The 24,027-nt window shown below is 72.8% G+C and carries 19 protein-coding genes; 8 read left to right on the top strand and 11 right to left on the bottom strand.

Annotation, left to right across the window (positions count from 1 at the left end; translation table 11 throughout):
- Positions 1 to 102 precede the first annotated feature (102 nt).
- The 4 genes from O7595_RS31115 to O7595_RS31100 form a co-directional block, all read right to left on the bottom strand.
- A complete protein-coding gene (locus O7595_RS31115) occupies positions 103 to 867 on the bottom strand; it encodes a hypothetical protein (RefSeq protein WP_269731907.1) in 765 nt (254 codons plus the stop codon).
- Between the two features lie 189 nt (positions 868 to 1,056).
- Positions 1,057 to 1,350: a hypothetical protein gene (locus O7595_RS31110; RefSeq protein ID WP_269731906.1), complete on the bottom strand. Its 294-nt coding sequence runs from the start codon at positions 1,348 to 1,350 to the stop codon at positions 1,057 to 1,059.
- A 43-nt stretch (positions 1,351 to 1,393) separates the two neighbouring features.
- Complete coding sequence (locus tag O7595_RS31105; RefSeq protein ID WP_269731905.1) at positions 1,394 to 2,269, bottom strand: class II fructose-bisphosphate aldolase; 876 nt, start codon at positions 2,267 to 2,269, stop codon at positions 1,394 to 1,396.
- A 3-nt stretch (positions 2,270 to 2,272) separates the two neighbouring features.
- Positions 2,273 to 3,157 (bottom strand): SIS domain-containing protein, encoded by an 885-nt coding sequence (locus O7595_RS31100; RefSeq protein ID WP_269731904.1) that lies wholly within the window; start codon positions 3,155 to 3,157, stop codon positions 2,273 to 2,275.
- Positions 3,158 to 3,287: 130 nt separating this feature from the next.
- On the opposite strand from O7595_RS31100, the gene O7595_RS31095 reads away from it, so the two are divergent.
- Complete coding sequence (locus O7595_RS31095; protein WP_269731903.1) at positions 3,288 to 4,067, top strand: DeoR/GlpR family DNA-binding transcription regulator; 780 nt, start codon at positions 3,288 to 3,290, stop codon at positions 4,065 to 4,067.
- A 106-nt stretch (positions 4,068 to 4,173) separates the two neighbouring features.
- Positions 4,174 to 4,536: a DUF952 domain-containing protein gene (locus tag O7595_RS31090; RefSeq protein ID WP_138056842.1), complete on the top strand. Its 363-nt coding sequence runs from the start codon at positions 4,174 to 4,176 to the stop codon at positions 4,534 to 4,536.
- 193 nt (positions 4,537 to 4,729) lie between these two features.
- Here the strand turns inward: O7595_RS31090 and O7595_RS31085 are convergent, their stop codons facing one another.
- Together O7595_RS31085 and O7595_RS31080 are read right to left on the bottom strand one after the other, a co-directional pair.
- Positions 4,730 to 5,722 (bottom strand): MASE1 domain-containing protein, encoded by a 993-nt coding sequence (locus O7595_RS31085; protein ID WP_443071770.1) that lies wholly within the window; start codon positions 5,720 to 5,722, stop codon positions 4,730 to 4,732.
- A 168-nt stretch (positions 5,723 to 5,890) separates the two neighbouring features.
- On the bottom strand, positions 5,891 to 6,748 hold the full coding sequence (locus O7595_RS31080; protein WP_269731901.1) for a PP2C family protein-serine/threonine phosphatase: 858 nt from the start codon (positions 6,746 to 6,748) through the stop codon (positions 5,891 to 5,893).
- Between the two features lie 142 nt (positions 6,749 to 6,890).
- On the opposite strand from O7595_RS31080, the gene O7595_RS31075 reads away from it, so the two are divergent.
- The gene (locus O7595_RS31075; protein ID WP_269731900.1) at positions 6,891 to 7,316 is read left to right on the top strand and encodes a nuclear transport factor 2 family protein; all 426 of its coding nucleotides are present in this window, start codon (positions 6,891 to 6,893) and stop codon (positions 7,314 to 7,316) included.
- A 62-nt stretch (positions 7,317 to 7,378) separates the two neighbouring features.
- On the opposite strand, the gene O7595_RS31070 is transcribed toward O7595_RS31075, so the two are convergent.
- Positions 7,379 to 8,245 (bottom strand): YhjD/YihY/BrkB family envelope integrity protein, encoded by an 867-nt coding sequence (locus tag O7595_RS31070; protein WP_269731899.1) that lies wholly within the window; start codon positions 8,243 to 8,245, stop codon positions 7,379 to 7,381.
- A 163-nt stretch (positions 8,246 to 8,408) separates the two neighbouring features.
- Between O7595_RS31070 and O7595_RS31065 the strand changes: the two genes are divergently transcribed.
- Positions 8,409 to 11,183, top strand: a complete 2,775-nt coding sequence (locus O7595_RS31065; RefSeq protein ID WP_443071769.1) for a SpoIIE family protein phosphatase — start codon at positions 8,409 to 8,411, stop codon at positions 11,181 to 11,183.
- A gap of 168 nt (positions 11,184 to 11,351) precedes the next feature.
- On the opposite strand, the gene O7595_RS31060 is transcribed toward O7595_RS31065, so the two are convergent.
- Positions 11,352 to 11,597: a DUF6296 family protein gene (locus O7595_RS31060; protein ID WP_269731898.1), complete on the bottom strand. Its 246-nt coding sequence runs from the start codon at positions 11,595 to 11,597 to the stop codon at positions 11,352 to 11,354.
- Between the two features lie 455 nt (positions 11,598 to 12,052).
- Here O7595_RS31060 and O7595_RS31055 point away from each other — a divergent pair, with 455 nt between their 5' ends.
- From O7595_RS31055 to O7595_RS31040, 4 genes are all read left to right on the top strand, one after another.
- Complete coding sequence (locus O7595_RS31055; protein ID WP_269731897.1) at positions 12,053 to 12,514, top strand: cyclic nucleotide-binding domain-containing protein; 462 nt, start codon at positions 12,053 to 12,055, stop codon at positions 12,512 to 12,514.
- A gap of 317 nt (positions 12,515 to 12,831) precedes the next feature.
- On the top strand, positions 12,832 to 13,725 hold the full coding sequence (locus O7595_RS31050) for a potassium channel family protein (protein ID WP_269731896.1): 894 nt from the start codon (positions 12,832 to 12,834) through the stop codon (positions 13,723 to 13,725).
- Positions 13,726 to 13,862: 137 nt separating this feature from the next.
- On the top strand, positions 13,863 to 15,398 hold the full coding sequence (locus tag O7595_RS31045) for an FAD-dependent monooxygenase (RefSeq protein ID WP_269731895.1): 1,536 nt from the start codon (positions 13,863 to 13,865) through the stop codon (positions 15,396 to 15,398).
- On the top strand, positions 15,395 to 15,982 hold the full coding sequence (locus O7595_RS31040; RefSeq protein ID WP_269731894.1) for a TetR/AcrR family transcriptional regulator: 588 nt from the start codon (positions 15,395 to 15,397) through the stop codon (positions 15,980 to 15,982). The genes O7595_RS31045 and O7595_RS31040 overlap by 4 nt, the downstream gene beginning before the upstream one ends.
- 39 nt (positions 15,983 to 16,021) lie before the next feature.
- Here O7595_RS31040 and O7595_RS31035 read toward each other — a convergent pair whose 3' ends face one another.
- The 3 genes from O7595_RS31035 to O7595_RS31025 all read right to left on the bottom strand — a co-directional run bounded on the left by O7595_RS31035 (position 16,022) and on the right by O7595_RS31025 (position 23,737).
- Positions 16,022 to 20,929 (bottom strand): DNA repair ATPase, encoded by a 4,908-nt coding sequence (locus O7595_RS31035; protein ID WP_269731893.1) that lies wholly within the window; start codon positions 20,927 to 20,929, stop codon positions 16,022 to 16,024.
- 93 nt (positions 20,930 to 21,022) lie between these two features.
- Positions 21,023 to 23,068 carry an SPFH domain-containing protein gene (locus O7595_RS31030; RefSeq protein ID WP_269731892.1) on the bottom strand — a complete coding sequence of 682 codons (2,046 nt, stop codon included), beginning with the start codon at positions 23,066 to 23,068 and terminating at the stop codon, positions 21,023 to 21,025.
- A gap of 63 nt (positions 23,069 to 23,131) precedes the next feature.
- Positions 23,132 to 23,737, bottom strand: a complete 606-nt coding sequence (locus O7595_RS31025; protein WP_269731891.1) for a hypothetical protein — start codon at positions 23,735 to 23,737, stop codon at positions 23,132 to 23,134.
- Positions 23,738 to 24,027 lie beyond the last annotated feature (290 nt).

The following is a 24,027-nucleotide window of genomic DNA, read 5'->3' as shown; positions in this document are numbered from 1 at the left end:
ACGTGCCGGCCGCCGCCGTCCTACGGGCCCTCCTGGGCGGATCCGCCGCGGTCCGACGGACCCGCCCAGGACGTGCCATGCCGGGGGCAGCCGTCGCGCCGATCAGGACCTGCCGGCCGACTCGATCGCCTTCGCCAGCTTGGCGGTCTGCCGGCCGTGCAGGTCCTCGGGAAGGTCGGCCTTCTTCGGGTCGAGCAGGTTGAGCGTGAAGAACACCGCCACGTTGCGCCCCTGCCGCACGGCGGTGATCTGCATGGGCATCGAGGAGCCCTGTGCGGTCCCGGTCATCCTCCAGGAGACGGCCTCGTCTCCGCCCTCGGGCGCCTCCTCCTCCTTCACGGCCACGTACTTCACCGACGTACCGCCGCTGTTCCCCGAGGTGGTGAAGCCGGCGCCGCAGGTGGCGAGCGCCTTGCGGACGTCCGAGAAGGTACGCCGCGCGTCGTCGCCCTCGTACGAGAAGAGGCTGACCGTCGTGGTGAGGCCGGGCGTCCCCGTGGAGACGTACGAGCGGCTGGCGAAGTCGACGGCCTCGGGCGTCCGGGCCGTACCCGAGGCGGTCATGTCCGCGAGGGGCCGGCACTCCTCCCGGTCGGACTTGGGCCGCACGTTCGGTGGGCTGATCTCCTGGGCCTGGTAGGAACGCAGCTCGGTATCGGTGACGAGCGCGTTCCTGATCGTGTCGCCGCGGAGCACGGCCATACCGGCGCCGGCCTTCTCCGGCCCGGCGAGCGGTTTCCCGGTCGGGGAGGGGGAGCCCTCCTTGGCACCGGGGGAGGTGCAGCCGGTCAGCAGCGCGGCAGCCGCGGCGCCGGCGAGCGCGAGCGCGCCGCCCCGCCGGAGGGCCGGAGGTGTGATGTGGGGCATGGGAATCCTGTCGGTTCGGTTCGGCGGCGGACGGCTCGCTGTTCCCGTGGCGCCGGGCGTCCGTTCGATCGAGCCCGCTCCGCCGCCCGCGGGGAACGGGTGGCGAGGAAAGTGTGTCCTGGATCACGCGGCGAAACCGGGAGGGTCCGGGCGCGATTGGTCCGTTCCGGTGGCCGTGCGCCCCGGATTTCACCGGACCCGCCCTACGACGCGCAGCAGGTGTTCCTTGCGGTCGAGTGGGTGCGCGGCGGGAGCGGGGCGGTTCCCGGCGAGCGGGGCGTACCGCTCCAACGCGTGCTCCAGCACGGCCTCTCCGCGGGTCGGCCCGGGTGGCCGCTGTCCGGCGGTGCACCCGGCCCGCGGGACCTCTCCGTCGGGCGTGCACGACGTGCCTCGCGGTGTGGTCGTCCGCGGCACCGCGCGCTGCCTGCCGAGCAGCGCGAGCACCGGGCCCAGGGCGTCGGCGGGAACGTCGAGGAGCAACCGGTTCTCCGGCCGGACACCGCCTCGCGGCTGCGGGCGCCTCTCAGGCGACGGGGACGGGCTCTCCCGCGTCGCGCAGGACGCCGATCAGCGCGGTGACCGTCTCGGCCATCGCGCGGCGGCCGACCGACAGGTACTTCCGCGAGTCCACGGCGTCGGCGTTCGCGGCCAGGTAGTCACGGATGGCGGAGGTCATGGCGAGGTTGAGGGCGGTGCCGATGTTGACCTTGGCGATGCCCCCGGACACGGCGGCCGCCAGTTCCCCGTCCGGTACGCCGGACGAGCCGTGCAGCACGAGCGGCACCTCCAGGGTCCCCGCGAGCCGGGCCAGGAGCCCGTGGTCCAGCGAGGCGGTGCGGGCGGTCATCGCGTGCGAGCTGCCGATGGCGACCGCGAGTGCGTCCACCCCGGTCCCCTCGACGAACGCGCGTGCCTCTCGGGGATCGGTACGGGCCCCGGGGGCATGGGCGTCCAGCGGCGGGGCTCCCTCCTTGCCTCCGACCTCCCCCAGTTCGGCCTCGATCCAGAGGCCGTTGCCGTGTGCCCATTCGGCCGCTGACCGGGTCGCGGCGAGGTTCTCCGCGTACGGCAGGTGCGCGGCGTCGTACATCACGGAGCTGAACCCCGCGTCGACCGCCTGGCGGAGCAGTCGGTCGCCGGTGACGTGGTCGAGGTGCAGGGCGACGGGAACGCCGGCCTCGGCCGCCGCCTCGGCGGCGGCCCTGGCGATCGGACGGACCCTGCCGTAGCGGTACTTCACGGCGTTCTCGCTGATCTGGAGGACGACCGGGGAACCGGCGGCCTCCGCGCCGGCGATGACCGCTTCGGCGTGCTCCAGCGTGATGATGTTGAAGGCGGCGACGGCACGGCGCCCGTCGGCGGCCGCGGCGACCAGCGTGCCGGTTTCGGCGAGCGGCATGGGTCAGGCTCCGGAGAGGATGACGGAACGGGTCAGATGGCGGGGGCGGTCCGGGTCCAGGCCCCGCGACTCGGCGACGGCGACCGCGAGCCGCTGGGCGCGCACCAGTTCGGCGAGCGGGTCCAGGCCGCCGGCGACCCACATCCCTCCGGTGGCGTGCACCTCGTCGGCGAGCCCGGCGGGCGCTTCGCCGATCATCCAGGTGACGGTGCCGCGGGTGGTGACGCTGATGGGGCCGTGCCGGTACTCCATGGCCGGGTACGCCTCGGCCCAGGACGCCGACGCCTCGCGCACCTTGAGCGCGGCCTCGTTGGCGAGGCCGACGGTCCAGCCGCGGCCGAGGAAGGTGAACTGCGTACAGGCCGTGAGCCATTCGGGAAGCGGTTCGGCGAGGGCGTCCCGGCAGTCGTCCACGACGGCGTCGGTGTGCAGGCCGGAACCGGCGCGCAGCAGGGTGAGCGCGGTGGTCGCGAAGCGCGTCTGGACCACGGACCGCTCGTCGGCGAAGTCGAGGACGACGGCCTCGTCGGCCGCGGTCATGACGGGCGTGGCGGGGTCGGCGGTGATCGCGGCGGTACGGGTGCGTCCGCGCAGTCGGCCGAGGAGTTCGAGGACCTCGGTGGTGGTGCCCGAACGGGTGAGGGCGACCACCCGGTCGTAGGAGCGGCCGGCGGGGAACTCGGAGGCGGCGAACGCGTCCGACTCCCCTTGTCCCGCGCCCTCGCGCAGGGCCGCGGCCGCCTGGCTCATGAACAGGGAGGTGCCGCAGCCGACGAACGCCACCCGCTCGCCCGCGGCCGGGAGCGCCCCGCCCCGGGTCGCGGCGAGTTCCGCCGCCCGGGTCCAGCACTCCGGCTGGCTCGCCAACTCCTGCGCGACATCGCTCATATGTGTACTCCACTCTTCGAGTGTGTGCGTGTTTTTGCAAGGTAACGCGAGATTTCAAGCATCTTCAAGCATCATGCCGGGTGTTGTGTGCGCTAGGGTCAGCACGTACGTTCGAGGAAGGGAGCGGTGGATGGCGCGCGACGCCCGCTGGAAGGCGCTGCTGGAACTCCTTGTGGAGCGTGGCCGGCTGGACGTCGAGGAGGCCGCGGCGGCCCTGGACGTCTCGACGGCGACGATCCGGCGCGATTTCGACCAGCTGGCCGAGCAGCAGATGCTCGTCCGCACCCGGGGCGGCGCGGTGGTGCACGGCGTGTCGTACGAACTCCCGCTGCGCTACAAGGCGTCGCGGCACGCGGCGGAGAAGCGACGTATCAGTGCTGCCGTCGCCGAGCTGGTCTCGCCCGGCGAGGCGGTCGGCTTCACCGGCGGCACGACGACCACCGAGGTCGCCCGCGCTCTGGCCGCCCGGCCCGATCTGGCCTCGGGCACCCCCGCGCTGACGATCGTCACCAACGCCCTCAACATCGCCAACGAGCTGGCGATCAGACCCCAGTTCAAGATCGTCGTCACGGGCGGTGTGGCCCGTCCGCAGTCGTTCGAGCTGATCGGCCCCCTCGCCGGCGGGGTCCTGGGCCAGATCACCCTGGACGTGGCGATCCTCGGTGTGAACGCCTTCGACGTGGTGCACGGCGCGGCGGCACACGACGAGGACGAGGCGGCGATCAACCGGCTGCTGTGCGAGCGCGCCCGGCGGGTGGTCGTCGCGGCCGACTCGACCAAGCTCGGCACCCGGGCCTTCGCCCGCATCTGTGCGACGGAGCAGGTGGACACGCTGGTCACCGACTCCGCGGTGTCCGAACGGACGGCGGCCGGGTTCGCGGAGGCGGGGGTGGCGGTCGTGCGTGCCTGAACCCGCACCCCGGGGCACGGGCCGCGTCCGGGTCCGCGTCCGGGTCCGGAGGGCCGTCCGGCCCCGGCCTCGTCCGGGGCGCCCTCCGCGGCGCTATAACTGACACATGATCATGCATGTGGTTCCGCTCGACGACTGGCTCGCCGTCCCGGAACGGCCGTACGCGCCCGCGTCCCTTCCCGCGGAGGGCTTCGTCCACTGCTCGCCCGACGAGGCCACCACACTGGCGGTCGTCAACGCCTTCTACCGCGATGTGCCCGGACCGCTGATGGCACTGCTCATCGACGAGACCAGGCTGCTCGCACCGGTCCGTCTCGAGCCCGCGGACCCGGCACCACCGCCCGGGGTCGCCTCCGGCACCCTCTTCCCGCACGTCTACGGACCGATCGACCGCTCGGCGGTCGAGGGCATGCTGGAGATCCAGCGCGACGGGACGGGCCGGGCGGTGGGCTTCGCACCCTGGGCGTGAGGCGCCGGGCGGGGCCGTCCGGCGGTGCGTTGGGGCCCGTCCGGCTCCCGTACGAGGCCGTCCGCACGCAGGGGCACGGCCGGACCCCGGCGGCGGACCGGACCCCGGAGGGGAGGCGGGCCGGCCCGGCGTTCGGCTCCGCCGCCGAGGCCGCCGCTCCGGGTCCGGCCGCCGTCCGGAGTCCGCCGCGCCGTCAGAGGTCCTTGTCCTGCGGTGGCGGCCAGCGGCGGGCCGCGCCGCTGCCCGGGACCAGCCGGTCCACCACCTCCGCGAGTTCGCTGCAGGCCAGCTCGATCTTGCGGCGGACGGTGGTCTGCTCGCTGACCACCGCGGAGAGCAGCAGACCGGTCAGCGCCGCCGAACCGTTGAGGGCCTGGAGAACGCTCATGACGGCGAGCATCCCGTGTCCGCCGAACGGCCCCTGTCCCTCGGTCGCCGCCGAGATCGCCAGGACCGACACGATCAGCACACACGGTGCGGCCCCGAGGAGCTGGAACCGCAGCGCGGCCCACATCAGCAGGGGGAAGACGAGGAACAGCAGCGAGACGGGCGTACGCGTGACGGCGTACGCGACGACGGCCACGCTGACCACCAGGCACACCGCCTCGACCCAGCGCCCGGGAGACAGGTCGACGGGCCGGCCGACGGTCCGGCAGACGAGCAGCAGCGGGGTCACCACCAGCACGCCCATGGCGTCTCCGACCCACCACGCCGACCAGATGGGCCAGAACCCCTCTGCCGGGATCTGCCCGGAGAGCAGCAGCACCCCGGCCCCCACCGTCGCGCTGATCAGCATGCCGGCCAGCGCCCCCAGGAACACCAGCGCCAGCCCGTCGCGCAGCCGGTCCAACTCGGTCCGGAACCCCACCCGGCGCAGCATCAGGCAGGCGCAGATCGGGGCGAGGCTGTTGCCCGCGAGGATGCCCAGGGAGTGGGCGCGGAAGGGGCTGATCGCCAGGATGACGAGGAGGGTGCCGAGGGCGATGCCCGGCCAGATCCGCAGACCGAACCAGAGCAGGCAGGTCAGGGCGATTCCCGTGGGCGGCCAGAGCGGGGTGACGACCGCCCCTTCCACGACCACCTGCAGCGTGAGTCCGACGAGCCCCGCCGCGTAGTAGGCGACGGCGACGCCGAGCATCAGGAGGACCACCGCGCCGAGACGGTGGAGGAGCTGGTTACGGGCCACAGCAGCCATCACACAACGCCGCCGGGCACGGGCGTGCCATGACACGCGCCGACGGGCCGGACGGATCAGACGGACGAAGCCGGCCGGAACCTGCATGCGGTGCGGGGCCGGACGGGCTCGGACGGTTGACCGGCCCGTGTCGCCGGACCGGCGGCGAGGGCCGGCGTGTCAGACGAGCGGCGAGGGCGGTCGCAGCCGCCCCGCCGCCGCGTCATGGCGCAGGACGAGCACCGCCGCGTCGTCGGTGTGCCCGGTGAACTCGGCCGCCTTCATCACCTCGGCGGCCAGGTGGTCGGCGGTCAGCGCCGCGGCCGCGCCGGCCCCGATGACCCGGGTGACCCTCGCCAGTCCCGCCTCGATGGGCACGGCCGGCCCCTCGATCACCCCGTCCGTCAGCAGCACGAACGCCCCGCCCTCGGTGAGCCTGCGCCTGGTCACCGGATACACCTCTCCCGGTTCGATGCCGAGCGGAAGGCCGCCGGGGTCCTGCATCGGCTCACAGCGGCCGTCGGCGAGGGCCCGCACGCCGGGGACATGTCCGGCGCGGGCGCTCTCCAGCACCCACTCCGAGGGATCGAAGCGGAGGAAGGTGCAGGTGGCGAACAGTTCGCGGGCCACGGACACCAGCAGGTCGTTCGCCCGCGCCAGGATCTCGCCCGGATCGGTGGCCGCCAGCGCGACGGCCCGCAGGCCTATCCGGATCTGCCCCATGAAGGCCGCGGCCTCGACGTCGTGCCCCTGGACGTCCCCTATCGAGAACGCGAGCGACCCGTCGGCCATCACGAAGCCGTCGTACCAGTCCCCGCCCACGTCGAGCCCGTCCCGGGCCGGTGTGTAGCGCGCGGCTGTCTGCAGCCCGGGCACGGACGGCAGCGTCTCGGGCAGCATCTCGCGCTGAAGGGCTTCCGCCAGGTCCACCCTGGCTCGCTGGAGCTCGGCGCCCTGCCGTGCCTTCGCGGTGAGCAGTCCGAGCGTCGTCAGGAGGTCGTCGGCGCTGGCCGATCGCGGAGGACGACGCCGCGTCATGGACCTCTCCGGAGCATCGGTGCCTAGGGAATCCGTCGTTCATCATACGTGCGGCTTCGCCGGACCGCTTGATGAAAAGGTGCTCAGTCAAGAAGATGACTACTCACATTGTTGAATACCACGCTCGACCGAGGGAGCACCTATGGAGACCGCCGACCGTTTCCGCACCGCCGTGGAGAAGCGCGACCTGGCCGCGCTCGACGACCTGTTCACCCCCGACGTCCGCTTCTACAGCCCGGTGAAGTTCACGCCCTTCGAGGGCAGGACCATGGTTCTGGGACTGTTCGGCGTACTGCTGCGCACCTTCGAGGATTTCCGCTACATCGGGAGGTTCGACGGCACCGCAGAGACCAGCGCGGACGGCGGCGAGGCGCCCTCCGAGATCCTGCTCTTCCGGGCGACGGTCGGCGGCAGGGAGATCCACGGCATCGATCTGCTGCACTACGACGGGTCCGGACGCATCAAGGAGTTCACGGTGATGGTCCGCCCGCAGTCGGCCCTGCGGACGCTGAGCGAGGCCGTGCTCTCGGGCCTCGTCGCCGACGGTCTCGTGGCCGGCCCGGCCTGATCCTCAAGGGTCCGGGGCGCGGGCCCGCGCCCGGCGAGGCCGCGGAGCACGGGAGTCGGGGGTCAGGGCCGCGGCGGTGCGAGCTGTTCGGCCGCCAGTCTGCGCCGCACCAGGCGCTCGTGGTACAGCCGTCCCACGAGCGCCCCTCCGTACACCACGAACCCGACGCCGACCAGCCAGGACTGAACCACCAGCACCGTCCCGATCGGCCCGTAGGTCACCGCGTTGGACGCGATCAGCGGTGAGAACACGAACTGCGAGAACACCCGCAGCCCCAGCAGCCCGAACGCCGTTGCGGCGGCGCCCGGGACCAGAGCCCGCCAGCGCAGCCGACCGCAGAGCAGCAGCCGCTGCGACCACCAGAAGAACAGGAAGGTGCCGATCAGATCGGCGGCCGGGACCAGCGCCTGCACCGCGATGGAGGCGCGGGGCGGAGTCGGTGTGTTGACGAACAGCAGCAGCGCGGCGACCAGCACCGCCAGCCAGACGACGTGCCGCCACATCGTGTGCCACCGCGCGGTCGGCAGGTCCCACACCCGTTCGTAGCCCGTCTGCACCGCCGAACCGAACGTCACCCCGAACGCCGCCAGCGCCGCCAGACCGAGCGCCGTGGTCCGCTGCAGGGCCTCCCCCGGCAGGCCGAAGAGCTCCTCGACCTCCTCCTGCGACACCTCCGAGACCCCGAGGCCCTGGACCAGCCACCTGGCGAAGCCCTGCCCGCTCGCCGGGTCGGCCGCCGCGACGACCACCAGCAGCGGCACGATGGTCAGGAAGCAGAGCGCCGCGAAGCCCATGGCGCGGTGCAGCAACTCCATCTCGCGTCCGCGGTTCCAGGCGAGACCGACCACGGAGGTCCGCACTCGCCGGTGGAGCCGCGCGAACCAGTGGCCGGTCCGGCCGTCGTCCGGCTCACCGAATCTGAAGGGCATGTGCCGTCGCTACCCCCAAGCGCGCCGTGCACAGCCCGGGGTGCCGCCGAACGGGTGACCCGGGACGCGCCCGGGACGCCTCCGCGCCGGGTCGACGTTCCCGCGCAGCCGATCCGGGGCGAGCGGTCGCCCGGGACGGCGGCCCAGTGCTAGAACTGGGGACATGATCGGACGTCCCCGCCGGTCCTGGTGGACGGCGGTCATGCCGTCCAGCCGCCCGCGACGGCCCGGCCGCCGCGAACGCCCGGGGTGGCGCCGACGTCTGCGCTCCCTGCTCAGCGTGCACAGTGTGGCCACCCAGGTGTTCCTGCTGCAGGCCGTCGTGATCATTCTGCTGGTCGTCGCCGCGGCGGTCGCCCTGGTCCTGCAGGCGCGCTACGACAGCTACGAGGACGCCCGCAACCGCTCACTGGCCGCCGCCGAGGCGTTCGCACACGGCCCCGGCACGGCCGCCGCGCTCACGTCGCCCGACCCGACGGCCGTACTGCAGCCCGACGCCGACGAGGCCGCGCGGGGCGCCGGCGTCGACTTCATCTCCGTCCTCAGCAAGGACGGCGTCCGCTACACCGACCCCGAACCGCAGCTGATCGGGAAGCGGGTGGAGGGGGACATCTCGCGGGCGGCCGCCGGCGAGGCGTTCACCGAGACCTTCGAGGGTGAGCCGCGCGACGCCGTCCGGGCCGTCGTTCCCGTGCTGGACGGCAACCGCGAGGTCGTCGGCCTGGTCTCCGCGGGCATCCAGGTCGCGAACGTCGGGGAACTGCTCGACCTCCAGCTGCCGATCCTGCTGGCCTCGGCCGCCGGCGCGCTCGTGCTCGCCACCGGCGGGGCGGCCCTGGTCAGCCGACGGCTGCGGCGCCAGACCCATGGGCTCGGCCCCGCCGAGATGACCCGGATGTACGAGCACCACGACGCCGTCCTCCACGCGGTGCGCGAGGGCGTGCTGATCGTCGGCGGGGACGGCCGGCTCCTGCTCGCCAACGACGAGGCCCGGCGCCTGCTCGCTCTGCCGCCCGACGCCGACCGCCGTCTCGTCGGCGAGCTGGGCCTCGGCCCGGGCATCACCCGGCTCCTGGTGTCGGGCAGGGAGGTCTCCGACGAGGTGTTCCTGTCCGGGGACCGGCTGCTGGCCCTCAGCACGCGGCCCACGGCACCGTACGGGGGCGTGACGGGACTGGTCGCCAGCCTCCGCGACACGACCGAGCTGCGCGCCCTCTCGGGCCGGGCGGAGGCGGCCAGGGAACGGCTGACGCTGCTGTACGAGGCCGGGGTGCGGATCGGCACCACCCTGGACGTGCGCCGGACGGCGAGGGAGCTGGCGGAGGTGGCCGTACCCCGCTTCGCGGACTTCGTGTCGGTCGAGCTGCTCGATCCCGTGCTGCGCGGCGACGAACCCGCCGGCCTCGGCGCGATGCGGCGCACGGCGCTGAGCGGCATCCGCGACGACCATCCGCTCCAGCCCGTCGGCGACGCCATCCGGATCAACATCACGCCGATGAGCACGGCGCTGGCGAACGGCCAGGCGCTGCTGGAGCCCGATCTGGCCGCGTCGGAGACCTGGGGCAGCGAGGACCCGGAGGGGCGGCGGCAGGCACTGGAGTACGGCATCCGGTCGCTGGTCACGGTCCCGCTGCAGGCGCGCGGTGTCGTCCTCGGCCTGGTCAACTACTGGCGGTCCGAGGACGCGCCGCGGTTCGACGAGGACGACACCTCGTTCGCCGAGGAGCTCGCGGCCCGTGCGGCCGTGGCCATCGACAACGCCCGGCGCTACACCCGCGAGCACGCGATGGCCGTCACACTGCAGCGGAGTCTGCTGCCGCGCGACCTCCCGGAGCAGGACGCTCTCGGCGTCGCCTGGCGGTATCTGCCGGCGCAGGCCGGGGTCGGCGGCGACTGGTTCGACGTCATCCCGCTGCCGGGGTTCCGGGTCGCCCTGGTCGTCGGCGACGTGGTCGGGCACGGGATGCACGCCGCGGCCACGATGGGGCGGCTGCGCACGGCCGTGCTGAACTTCTCGTCCCTGGACCTGCCGCCCTCCGATCTGCTGGCCCGCCTGGACGACCTGGTGCTGCGCATCGACGCGGACCAGCCACCGGGGGCGGAGGGCGAACGCGCGCAGGTGACGGGTGCGACCTGTCTGTACGCGATCTACGACTCGGTGAGCGGGCGGTGCACCCTCGCGCATGCCGGCCATCTCGCGCCGGCGGTCGTCGACCCCGAGGGACGGGTGCTCTTCCCGGAGCTTCCCGTGTCGCCCCCGCTCGGCGTGGGGGGCCATCCGTTCGAGGAGACGGAGCTGGACCTGGCCGAGGGCAGCCGGCTCGTCCTCTTCACGGACGGTCTGGTCGAGGACCGGCAGCGGGACGTCGACGAGGGGCTGGCGCTGCTCCGTGACGCCCTCGCGAGGCCCGGAGTGACACCCGAGGAGACCTGTGTCGCCGTGATGAGCGCGCTTCTGTCCGACCAGCCGGGGGACGACATCGTGCTGCTCGTGGCGCGCACACGGCTGCTCGACCGGTCCCGGGCCGCGGAGTGGGGCGTGCCGCTCGACGTCTCGGCGGTGTCCCGCGTGCGGGCCGAGGCCGGCCGGAAGCTCGCCGAGTGGGGCCTGGAGGACTCGGTCTTCGTCGCCGAACTGGTGCTCAGCGAACTGCTCACCAACGCCATCCGTTACGGCACGGAGCCGGTACGGGTACGGCTGCTGCACGGGCGCACGCTGATCGTCGAGGTGTCCGACGGCAGCAGCACCTCTCCCCATCTGCAACGCGCGGCCGCGACCGACGAGGGCGGCCGGGGGCTCTTCCTGGTGGCCCAGTTCTCGCAGCACTGGGGAACGCGCTATGTCAGCCCCGGCAAGATCATCTGGGCGGAGCTGGCGCTGGGCGGGGAGCTGCCGGAGGAGCCGGTGATGGTGTTCGACGAAGAACCGGCCCGGTGAGAGCATCGCCCGGGCTTCCGGGGCCGCCCCCCGCGCGGACTGCCGGGCCCTGCCGACCGCCCGGCCCGGCGCTCGCACGGGCTTGGGGCCGCCGCGCCGGGCGCCCGCGGAGGCCGCATCCCCCGCCCGGCGTGTCCACCGGGCACGCCGGGCCGTACGGGGTCGGCGTCAGGGCTGGACCACGGGCCTGGCCTCGACCCCGGACGCGGGCTGCTGGTGCCCACCGCTGGCGATCATCCGCACCTCGCAGCGGTCACTGATCTCCGCCTGCACGATGCCGGTGTCGTCGGCGTAGATCGGGTGCCCGCCCGGCCCCTTGCGGTCGGTGCGGTGCACCACCACGGCGTCTTCGCCGTCGCTCGCCGAAGCGACTCCTCCCGCGAATACCAGTTCGAGATCTTCGTCGCGACCCATGAGGCCTCCTCTGCGGTACGCCGCACATCACGTCCGGCTGCAGCACTGAATGGCCATTATGCGACTTTTGCCCTATCTGCTCATTATGAGAGGTTCCTGCCCTCTCCGGCCGCGGATATCCGCTCCGGTCGGGAGCCCGGGACGGGCCGCCGCGTGCGACGGCGCGCGGCCCACCGCCGCAACTCGTCGACGACGGACGGACGGCGGGTGCCTCACACCCCCACGTTGCGCGCTCGGGCACGGCTGCCACAGGGCTGACGAGGGACCGGTCGGGCTCCGAAGGTCCCCCTGCCGCCGCCGCGGCGCCCACCGGCGTCGCACGAGGAGGCCACATGGGGCACGGAGTTGGGCCTCTCGGCCCAGGTGCGCGGCCTGCCGCTGACGGAGTCTGGGGTGTGGACGCGGTCGCGCCCGCACGAAGCGATCCGCCGGAACCGGGACTCGGGAGGACACCGATGAACAATGCCTTTCTCCGCGGACTGACGCCGGAGGGCCGCGAGCGCCTGATGGCGTGCTCGCACGAGGTCTCGTTCCCGGCGGGAACGCGGATCTTCGACGAGGGCGACCCGGCCGACCGGTTCTGGATCATCCGCACCGGTGCGGTCACCCTCGACATGCAGGTACACGGCCGGCGCGCCGCCGCGGTCGAGACACTGGGCCACGGCGATCTGCTCGGATGGTCCTGGCTGGTGCGCCCCTACGAGTGGCGGCTGGGGGCCGAGGCCTTCAGCCTCGTACGGGCCCACGAGTTCGACGCCCGGGCCGTGCGCGGCCTGTGCGACGTGGATCCCGCGTTCGGCTTCGCCGTGACCCGCCACGTGCTGGAAGTGGTCGCCCGCCGGCTGCAGGCAACGCGGGTCCGCCTCCTCGACACCTACGCGCCCCACGGGAGCGGAATGGTGCAGTTCCCCCGGTGAGTCCGGATCCCTCGGTGAGTCCCCGGAACGCATCGGACCGGAGCTCGTCCTGGCGACCAGCGCCGTGCGGACGGCATCGGCGAAGCGGGTCGGGCCCGCTCCACCGGCTTTCCCGGGCTGCGTCCTCACCGGCGCGACGCCGTCCGCCGCCCACGCGAAGGGGCGCGCCCGGCGGCGAACACCACCGGCGGCACAATGCCCCGGGCCCCGACCGGGCCGCCGGGCGGAGCACGTGCCCCGGGCGGCGCGGCCTGTGCACGTCGCTGCGGGCCACCGGGCATGCTGGACGCCGTGCACACCGGCCCGGGGAGACGCGTATGGACTGGCTGGTCTCACTGCTCGGAGCGGGGCTGGTCATGCTGGCCCTACGGGATGTGTTCCACACCCTCTGGCACCCGACGCGTCACGGCGGTCTGAGCCGGCACATCATGGCGGCCCTGTGGGGACTGTCCCAGCGCCTCCCCCTGCGGAGGCAGGCGGCGGGCCTCGCGGGACCTCTCGCCATGGTGGCCGTGGTGTCCATGTGGGCGGGCACGGTCATCGTCGGCTGGGCCCTGATCTACTGGCCCCATGTGCCGGACGCCTTCTCCTTCGCCGCCGGCCTCGAACCCACGCAGCACGGCGGGCCGGTCGACTCGCTCTACATCTCGCTGGTCACCGTGTCGACCCTGGGCCTCGGCGACATCGCGCCCACGGAGCCGTGGCTTCGGATCGTCGCCCCGCTCGAAGGCCTCGTCGGCTTCGCTCTCCTCACCGCCACGGTCTCCTGGATCCTGGAGATCTATCCCGCGCTGACCCGCCGACGGGCCCTGGCCCTGCGGCTGTCCCAACTGCAGCGCAACGACCCGTCGGCGGCCCAGCTGGACTCCGACCTGGGAGCGGCGATCCTGGACGGCCTCGCGGCACACGTGGCGGGCATTTCCGTGGATCTGCTGCAGTACGCGGAGTCGTACTACTTCCACGAGGGCCACGACCGGACCTCCCTGGCCGCGAGCATCCCGTACGCCGCCGATCTCGCGGAGCGTGCGCACGGCGCCCGGAACGCTGAGGTACGTCTCGCGGCGGCCCTGCTCACCACCGCGCTGGGAGATCTTGCGGCGGTCCTCGACGAGCGCTTCCTGCACAGCGGCGGCACGACCCGTGACGTCTTCCGGGCGTACGCGGCGGACCACGGCAGAACCCGCCTGCGAACGCGGGGAGCCGAAGGCTGACGCCCAGCCGCCCGACCGCCACCGCCCGACCGCGGGAGTCCGCCCCGGCGAAATTCAGGACGCTCCCGGCGGGTGACTCCGCCCCTCGTTCACGTTAGTCTCTAACCATTGATAGCGACTAACGCTTGGTGGCGGGCATGTCCGGTGTGGTGATCGCCGGGGCCGGGCCGACCGGTCTGGCCCTGGCCTGCGGGCTCGCGGGCGCCGGTGTCCCGGTCCGGATCGTGGAGAAGCGCGACGGGCCGGCGACCACCTCGCGGGCACTCGGGCTCCAGCCGCGCGGAGCCGAGGTGCTGGACCGGCTCGGCGCTCTGGCAGACCTGCCGGAGCGGTCCGTACGCATCGCCCGGGTGGTCACCCACGTCGACGGCAGGCCCATGGCCGACCTGCGGGTGGGCCGGCCCACGAAGCTGGTCACCAGGCCCGGTCTGCTGATGTCCCAGACGGAGGTCGAAGCGGCCCTGCGGCACCGGCTGAGCGCGTCGGGGATCGAGGTCGAGTGGGGGAGGGAACTGCTCTCCGTCGCCCAGGACGCCTCCGGGGTGACACTGTCGTTCCCGGGCGAACGGATCCGGTCGTCATGGCTGGTCGGCTGCGACGGCGCCCACAGCCGCGTGCGCAAGGCCGCGGAGATCGGATTCCCCGGCGTCTCCGTGATCGAGAACTTCCTGCTGGCCGACGTCCAGGCCGATCTGCCCGTACCGCCCGACACGGTGTCCGTGTGGCTCCGGGCGGACAGCATGCTCGGCGCCTTCCCCCTGCCCGGCGACCGCGTATGGCGTCTCATGGCCCCGGCGCGCCGGGACGACACCAGCCCGGGTGACGAGGACGTCGTCGGTGAACTGACCCGGCTGCTCAGGCATCACGCCGGCCTGGACCCGTCGGTCGTCGGCACGGTGCTCTGGTCCTCGCGGTTCCGCATCCATCGCCGCCTCGCCTCCACCTACCGGCGCGACCGGATCCTGCTCGCCGGGGACGCCGCCCACATTCACAGCCCTTTCGGGGGCCAGGGGATGAACACCGGGCTCGGGGACGCGGAGAACCTCGCCTGGAAACTGGCTCTGGTCGCCGAGGGCACGGCGCCCGCCTCGCTGCTGGACACCTACGAGGCCGAGCGAAGGCCCCTCGCCCGGGAGGTGCTGGCATCCACGAGTTCCCTCACCCGCCTGGTGGTCGGCGACACCCCGCTCGCCCGCGCCGCGCGCGACCGCCTCTTCGTCCCGCTGATGAACCGCCCGCTGGTGCAGAGGCTCATCTGGGAGCAGTCGTCGCAACTGAGGATCCACTACCGGAGCGGTCCCCTGGGGACCAGGCTCACGGAGCGCCGGGCGCTCGGCGCTCCTCGGGCCGGCGACAGGGTGCCCGATGTTCCCTGCACACGCCCCGACGGCTCCTCCACCCGGCTCCACGCCGAACTCGGAGCCCGCTGGGCCCTGCTGGTCCCGGTGCACGGTGACGCCGAGGCGTACGCGTCGGTGGCCGGGCGGCACGTCGGGACGGTGGTCCCGCTCACCGCCGCGGTGCCCTCACCAGCACGGCGCCGTCACACCATGCTGGTGAGGCCCGACGGCCACCTGGCCTGGCGCGGCAGCTCCACGGCCGCACTCGACACCTGGCTCGGCTCCAGGCTCGGTACCACGACTCACCGCACCCCGGAAGAGCAGGACACATGAACCGCCCGGCGACACCGCCCACGGGTCTGCGCGCGCGCAAGAAGGCACGGACCCGCAGCACCCTTCAGCAGGAGGCGCTGCGCCTGTTCCTGAGCCAGGGTTACGAGAACACCACGGTCGACCAGATCGCCCGCGCCGCCGGTGTCTCGAGCATGACGTTCTTCCGTCACTTCCCCACCAAGGAGTCGGTCGTCGAATCCGACGACCACGACCCGCTCGTCGTCCGGCTCATCGAGCTGCGGCCTGCCCGGGAGCACCCGCTCGACGCTCTTCGCCACGCCCTCGCCGAAGGGCTCGCCACCGTCTACGCCACCGACCGGGACACCCTGTTCGTGCGCACCCGTCTCGTCCTGAGGACTCCGGCCCTGCGCGCCCGCCTCTGGGAGAACCAGCACGCCACGGAACGGATGCTCACCGCCGCTCTCGCGGCCCGCTCCGGGCAGCAGCCCGACCTCCCGCTCCGGGCCCTCGCCTCGGCCGCCCTCGCGGCGCTCACCACCGCCCTGGCCGTCTGGGTGGAAGGGGACGGTGAAGCCCATCTGCCCACGCTCGTCGACGAGGCCTTCCTGGCGCTTCGCCCGTAGGACCCGCAGCCGGGGTGCCGAGCGACGCCACGCGCACGCTCAGGCCCGTCCGGTCTCGTGCGCGACGTTCCTCGCCGCGTGGCGGGCACGTGACGTCCCGGGCGCGGGGTGCGGGCCGGCCGCCCGGACGATCGCCGACTCCACCGCGGCGAGCCGGTCGGCGAGCAGGCCGAGGGCTTCGACGGCGCGGACGAGCGGGTCCGCCTCCGGTCCCCCCAGTGCCTGGCGCCGCGCATAGCCGGAAGTGATCTCCGCCCATCGGTCCTTCCGCTCCTGGTCGAGGGTGCCGCGCAGCTCTGCGAGCCTCAGCAGATTGGCCTCCGCGGCGGTCGTCAGGGTCTGGGCCTCGCCGGCGTAGTGGTCGTCGACGACCGAGGCGAGCTCGGCGTCGTTCATGAGGGGCACGATGCGCTGGGCGATCTTGTTCATGTTGCGGTAGGAGCCCTGGAGCCGGAACGGCGGCGCGGTACGGGTCCCATCGGTCTGGGCGGCCGACGCGATGTACGCCGCGTTCACCGCGAGAACGGTCTCCCGGGCGGTCAGCAGATGCCGCAGAACGGCGAGGATCCGGTCGAGTTCGGCCGGCGGGTAGGGGTGGGCCGGCCGGCTGCCCCGGGCTGTGGGGTCGTCACCGGCCAGCCGTACCAGTAGTTCCAGGTCCGCTCGGCCACGGGCGGCGAGCGGGGCGAGGACGGCGTTGGAGGTCAGCGCGTTCTCGACGAAGCTGAGCGCGAAGGACTCCTCCTTGCCGGTCAGCACGTCCCCGAGGTTCCAGACGTCCGCCCGGTTGGCGAGCATGTCGGGGATCCGGAAGCGCTGTCCGGACTCGGTGTAGGGGTTGCCGGCCATACAGACGGCGAATCGTTTGCCGCGCAGGTCATGGCCGTTCAGTGTGCGGGTGGCGTCGCACAGCGGGATGAACTTCTGCAGCAGCTCGGCCGAGGTGTGCTGGATGTCGTCGAGGTACAGCAGGACGTTGTTGCCCGCGGACAGGGCGAACTCGATCTTCTCCACCTCGCGCCGGGCGGTGGCGTTCGGCGCATCGGCCGGATCGAGGGATGTCGTCGTGGCACCCAGGGCGGGACCGTCGACCTTGACCAGGAGCAGGCCCAGGCGGTCGGCGACGTACTCGATGAGCGTCGTCTTGCCGTAGCCGGGCGGTGAGACGAGGAGCAGGAGTCCGTTGTTGTCGGTCCGCCTGTCGTCTCCGGCCGCGCCGAGCTGCTTGGCGAGGTTGTCCCCCAGGAGGGGCAGGTAGACGTCGTCGACCAGCCGGTTGCGCACGAAGGCGGACATGACCCGGGGCCGGTGGTCGTCCAGACGCAGCCGGGTGCGCTCCGCGGCCACGAGGGCGGTACGCCGTTCCTGGTAGTCGCGGAACCCGGGCACCACACGGTCGGCGAAGTCCGCGGTGCGGGCGAGGAACTCGTCCAGGCGGACCGGGAGCCCGCGCCGGGTGATCCGCGCGTGCGTGCCGAGCAGTCCCGTGACCTGGCCGGTCAGCGGGGCGTCGACGTCGTGTCGCGGGAGGGCGGGGCAGAGTTCGATCGCCGCGGCTTCGGCGAGGTCGCCCGGGTCGACGTCCGCACCGCGGGCACCGGCGTACGAGACGAGCCAGCCCTCGACGAGTCGGTGCGCGGCGGCCGGGTCCCCGGCTGCGAGACGGGTGCGCACGTCCTCGTCGTACGGCGACGAGCCGACCGCGTGGCGGAACCTCTCGAGGAGGGCGCGAGCCGACGCGCCGGTGACGAAGGACTCCCCGGTGGCGAGTTCCTCGACCAGGTACGCGGCGGCCCGCGTCCCGCAGTGCGCTCCCAGGCCCGGTGTTCCCGCGGCGAAGGCGGCCATCGCGTCCGCCAGTTCACCCCGCAGCGCGTCCAGCGCCGGGGCCGTGCCGAAGACCTCCCGCGCCCGTACGAGCGACTCCGCCTGACGGAGCCAGGCCTCACGTGCCGACGGTGTCGTGCCGTACGTCCAGAACGTCTGGGCCGCGGCACGGTCGGCGGCCGGGTGACGCAGCAGACCGGCTCCTTCGTGCAGCTTCAGCACGACCGCCAGGATCGCGGCCGCGTCGTGGTCGTGGATGCCGCGCTCGTAGCCCTCGTCGTAGGCGGCTTCGGCCGCCCGGCGGGTGAGTGCGGCCAGGTCGGTTCCGGCGAGCGCGCCCGCGCCGTGCTCGTCCAGCAGCCTCGCGGCGAGGTGCTCCGCCCGGTAGACCTCGTCGTTCTCGGACGGGAGGATCTGGCCCCAGTACGGGCGGGTGTCCTGGAAGTCCGGGGCCGTGACGGGCGAGCGGTAGTCGGTGCCGGTCAGGGCGAGGGCCATGCCCTCCCCGTGCGGGACGAGGGTGAGTTCGGGGGTCTGCCTGCCGACAGTGAAGCGGTGACGGCCCAGTCTGACGGTCGCGCCGTCGTCCGCGAACAGCTCGGCGCGGTCGCGCAGCGCCCGGCCCGCCTCCTGCCGCGCGGCCTTCAGCCGGCCTTCCAGTTCCTCCGCGCGCACGGGGTCACCGAGCTCACGCAGTTCCTCGGCGGTGCGGCGCACCTTGGCCGCCAGGGGGTCGGAGGCGAAGTAGGCGTTGACGGCGTCCGGACCGTCGAGGGACACGACCCTGCGCGAGATCGTCTCCAGGACTCGTGCCGCCGACTCCGCGAGCCGTTCCGACCGCCGGGCGCGGGCGTCCTGGATCGTCTGCCTGCGTGCGGAGAACGCCTCGTGGACCTCGGTCCGTTTGGCGGCGATGTCATCGAGCAGGTCGTCGTGGTCGGCGAAGCGCGACTCCAGGTTCTCCACGTGGAGCAGCAGCCGGGAAAGCTGCTCGTCGCAGCCCTCCGGGGAGTCGGCGGCGGCCAGCGCGCCGGTGACCGACTGTCCGAGCAGGGCGAACTCGGCGGTGAACTCGGCCCGGCCCTCGCGATCGCGCAGCTCCCGACAGCGACCGGCCAGACCGGCGCGGGCGCGGTTGACACTGCCGAGGACTTCGGTGATCCGCTCCAGGATGGAGGTGCGCACGGTGGCGTCACCCACCTCGAGACCCGCCACCACCTCCGTGAGGGATCGCAGTCCCAGGGCCCGCTCGTCCAGCTGCGCGGCGACGGGCCCTGCCTCGGCGGCCGTGGTGATGGCCTCGGCGTCGGCGCCGAGCTTCTCGATCTCCGCGCGGTAGCCGTCGAAGGAGTCCTCACGCCGGAGGAAGGTGACGGTCCGCCGGGCGGCTGCGGCGACCTCGGCCTCGAGGTCCTGGGAGAGCGCCTCGATGCGCTCGGTTTCCGCGTACCGCATCTCCTTCAGTGTCAGCAGGTGCCCGTGGGCCCGGCGCAGTTCGGTGATGCGCGCGATCCATTCCTCGGCACGCGCCGGGGCCTCGCCGCGGACGCGCCGGACCAGGCCGGCGATGCGCGCCGCGGACTCGGCGAGCGCGTCGGCCGCGTGACGCCGCAGCTCCTGCACGTTCCTGAACTCGTCCAGCACCTGCTCGGCGGTGACCCGGATCTCGTCGAGCGGGGTCCGCAGATCCCCGGTCTCGGTGGCGCCCAGCCAGTGGTGGGTGTCGGCGGCCCGGGTGCAGGAGGCGGCGAGGGCGTGGTACATCTCGGCCGTGGCCGAGGCCTCGGTGGCCTGACGCGCGATGGCCAGGCAGTCGGACAGGCCGCGGACGAGGTCGGCGTTGCCGATCCTGGCGAGCGGCCCGGATCCGGCCGGGGCGGCGGCGAGGGAGTCGGAGACGTACGGGCTCCGCCAGACCTGGACGAGGTGCGCTCGGGAGGGCTCGTCCGCGTCGGGTGTGCGCAGGACGACGAGCGTTCCGTCGTCAAGAAGGGCGTACCCCCGGCAGGCCAGGGGGTTGGCGACCTCCTTGCGGATCAGGTTGTAGGGGAGGAGCAGGCTCCCGCCCTCCGCACGGGAGTGGAACGCGTACAGCACGTCCTCGCCGTTCGGTGAGCGCACAGCGCGCTCGAAGGCCATGTCCTCCGCCGTGGCCACGTCGAACGTCCTCACCGCGCCCGTGGACAGGCAGTACCCGCCGGGGAAGACGATGCCCTGGTCGTCGGGGAGCCGGCGGCAGGAGTGACCGACGCCGTCGAGCCTGGCCACCGACCTGGTGAGCGTGTTGAACACCAGATGGCGGTCGGCTTCCTCCTTGTAGGGGCGCACGCGCAGCAGGATCAGTGCGCCCACCCGCGCCCACGCGACGTCCGCGTCCGCGAGCGCCTGAAGGGGCTCGTCGACCGGTTCGCTGTGGATGCCCTCCCCGGACTCGGTGTCGTTCTCGGTCTTGACGGTGAGACTGCCGCCGACCGTCGTGACGAAGACGTCACCGCCGATCGAGACGTGCGGGTGCCGTCCCGGCACGTGGTCGTCGCGGGTGGTCTCCACCCAGGTCACGTCATGGGCGGGCGGCGTGGCGTTGTCGCGCTCCCCGCGGGCGTCCAGGAACCGGGCCCGCCGGTCCGCGGTGAGCGTCCAGCGCAGGACCCGGACGTCCTCGGTCTTCTCCCCGGTCCGGAAGACGGCCAGCAGCGTGCCGTCGACCACGCGCAGCCGGTGCAGCCGGGCACCCTGGTAGTAGCGGCACAGCGCGGCGAACTCGCGTGCGAAGTCCGCGTCGTCGAGGAGGCCCGGAGCGGCACCTGCCTCCAACGGGGCCAGGTCGTGGTCGTACAGCGAGAAGACGTCGCCGACCGTGGTACGGGGTGTCAACGCCGCGTGCGTGTTGTGGCCGAGGAGGAGTCTGCCGCCGACCGCGACGAGGTCGCGGGCCACGCAGGGCGCTTCGGTACCGATGCGCTCGGTGCCGGTCAGAGTGAGCTCGTCCGCCCCGAACTCCGCGATGCGGGACGAGTTGAGCGCCTCGGCGCGCCGGGCGAGCTCCGTCGCCCGTGCACCGAGCCGGTCGCGCAGCACCTCGTACGTTCCGGCGTCCATGCCGCCCCCGTCGTCGTCCATCCCCTTCACCCTCCCTCGTACGTCTGGTTGAGGCTCCGGAGCCGCTGACCCCCGTCCGGCGGCTCCGGAGCCTCCGACCGCTTCCCTCAGCGGTCAGCTCTGCGCGGTGCCGTTCAGCGCGGTGAGCGGCGTGTCGGCGAGGCCGAGTTCACCGGCCCGCTCCAGCAGTCGGCTCAGCTGCGAGGCGGACGATCCGCCCGTCTTCATGAGCCGCGTCAGCAGGGCGGACACGGTCAGGTTCTGCACGTCCGCCGTCGAGACCGATCCCAGCACCTTCGTCAGGTCGTCGGTGAACGACCCGGATCCGTCGAGCCACGGTCCGGCCAGGGCCCGCGCGGTCTCGGAGTGGTGGACGAAACCGTCGACGCCCTTGCCCAGGGAGATCGCCGACACCAGCCGGTCGAAGAAGACCGACTCACCGCCGACGATGTTGATGTCGGCGCTCTCCAGGCCGGTGGCGAGCACCGTGGCCTGGGCCTCGGCGACCTGCCGCTGGGCGTCGAGCCCGGCGAGACGGATGTCCTTCTCCGCCTCCAGCCGCAGCCGGTACTCCTCGTGCGCACGGGAGGCCTCGTCCAGTGCCGCCATCGCGGCGGCCTTCTCGGTCAGGCCGACGGCCTCGGCCTTGAGCTTCTCGCCGATGGCGGTGGCGTCGGCGAGCGCCTTCTCGCGGGCACCCTCCGCCTCGGCCCGCAGTCGGGCGGCGGTGGCCTCGGCCTCGGCGCGGCCGGCCTTCTCGATCGCGCCGGCTTCCATCTCCCGTACCTGCACGGCTGCGAGGCCCTCGGCGGCCGTCTCGGCCTGGATGCCCTCGGCGAGGCGGATCCTGGCGCGGGCGTCCATGTCGGCGGCCTTGTTGCGGGCCTCCGCGAGGGTGAGTTCCTCGGCCGCCCGGTGGACCGCTGCCTGCTCGGCGGCCTCGGCGGCCTTGATGTCCTTGACCAGCTTCTCCTGCGCCTCGGCCTCGGCCGCGATGACCACGGCCTGCCGGTTGCGCTCGGCCTCCTCGACCGCCCGGAGCCGCTTGATGGACTCCTCCTGCTCGGCGACCGTCCGGTCGACCGCGACGCGCTCGCGGATCACCTCGGCGATGTCGCGGCGCTCGGCCTCGACCTCCTTCTCGGCGGAGATCCGCGTCAGTTCGGTCTCCCGGTCCCGGGCGATGACCTCCAGCAGCCGGTCCTTCTCGATGCGCTCGTTCTCGACGGCCACGACGCGTTCGCGGTTCATCTTGGCGACGGCGACCTCACGGGCCTGGTTCTCCCGCTGGACGCCGAGCTGCTCCTCGGTCTTCAGGAACGCGCTCTGCGCCCGCAGCCGCTCCTCCTCGACGACCCGGGCCGTCTCGGCCTCCTCACGGGCCCGCACGGTCTCGATCTCGCGCTTCTGCTTGATCTCCGCGTCGGCCCGGCGGCGCTCGAGCTCCAGGATGGCCTCACGGGCGTCGACGTTCTGCCGCGTGATCTCCTTCTCCTCGTGCCGCTGGAACTCGTTGGTGCGGACGTGCTCGACGGCCGTCAGCTCGGTGATCTTCCGGATGCCCTGGGCGTCGAGGATGTTGGAGGCGTCCAGTTGCGCCAGCGGTGTCTGCTCCAGGTAGTCGATCGCCGCGTCCTCGAGGCTGTAGCCGTTCAGATCGGTCCCGATGACCTGGATGATGCGGTCCCTGAACTCGTCGCGCTTGGTGTAGAGGTCGGTGAAGTCGAGCTGCTTCCCGACCGTCTTGAGCGCCTCGGAGAACTTGGCGTTGAACAGGTCCTGGAGGGTCTCCTTGTCGCTGGCACGCGCCGTGCCGATGGCCTGGGCGACCTTGACGACGTCCTCGACGGTCTTGTTGACCCTGACGAAGAACGAGATCCTGATGTCGGCGCGGATGTTGTCCTTGCAGATGAGCCCGTCCCGGCCGGTCCGGGTGATGTCGATGGTCTTCACCGAGATGTCCATGACCTCGGCCCTGTGCAGCACCGGCAGGACGACCTGCCCGGTGAACGTCACATCCACCTTGCGCATCTTCGACACGATCAGTGCCTTGCCCTGCTCCACCTTGCGGAACAGCCGGCTGATCACGAAGAGCATGGCGACGACGATGAGCAGGACAACGGCGATGAGCACGCCGATGCCCACGGTTATGGCATCCATGGGAAATCCCCCGGGTGAGAGACGTGTGCTTGAGAGACGTGTGCTGAGGAAGAGGGTGCGGCGTCAGCCGCGGAGGTCCAGCGCGTTGTCGTACGGCGCGACCCAGAAGAACTCGCCGGCGTCGTCGTAGGCGTAGAGCAGACCCGTGCTGCCGTGCGCCAGGACGTCGCTGCCGCTCTGGCGGACCTGCACGACCGCCGTGGAGCCGTCCCCGGCGGCGACCTCCGCCTGGCCGAAGTCCCCGTCCACCCGCCCCGTGCGGATGGTGCAGGTCATACCGATGAAGTCCTGCCGGGACGGCCCCGGTTCGTCGGGGAAGAGCTTGGCCAACGGCCGCACGAGCGCGCGGGTGACCCACCACGCGAGGACCAGCGAGGCCGCGAGCACGGCGACGCGCAAGAGGTGGAAGGGGAGGCCGGCCAGGCCGGCACGGGCGAGCAGGACCGAGCCGGACAGGCTACCGAACCAGCCGAGGGCGATCAGGAGCGAGGCGGCCACCGAGACGGGCACGCCGCCCAGGCCCGCCGCGTCGGTGTCCACGTCCGCGTCGAAGCTGTCGGGGTCGGCCGCTCCGGCGAGAACCAGCAACCAGAAGCCGATGACGACCAGAAGCGCCGAGGTGAACAGCACCGTGGGGAAACCGGCGGCGGCTTGCAGGAACTCGGCCATCAGTCATCCCCCTCGTGTTCGGACCGGGTGGCCGGTCGTAGACGCCTTCAGCGACAGAGGACCCTGCCTGCTTCCGGCAGCCGGCCGCATGTCATGGGGCCGGATCTCCCTTGGCCCGAAGAGATCCTGACAGTGCGTCGCACCGGTTCGCATTGCCGTACTCCGGCAATCTTTGCACCCCCTTGATGCCGCGCGGCGCACGCTGGGGGCACACCGCGCGGTTCTCCGTACGCCGGAGGGTCGCAGCGGCACCACGGAGAGGGCGGGGAGGACGGGGCGAGCGAGGAGAA

Source organism: Streptomyces sp. WMMC940 (assembly GCF_027460265.1).
Taxonomy (GTDB): Bacteria; Actinomycetota; Actinomycetes; order Streptomycetales; family Streptomycetaceae; genus Streptomyces.
This window is presented reverse-complemented; position numbering and strand designations above follow the sequence as displayed.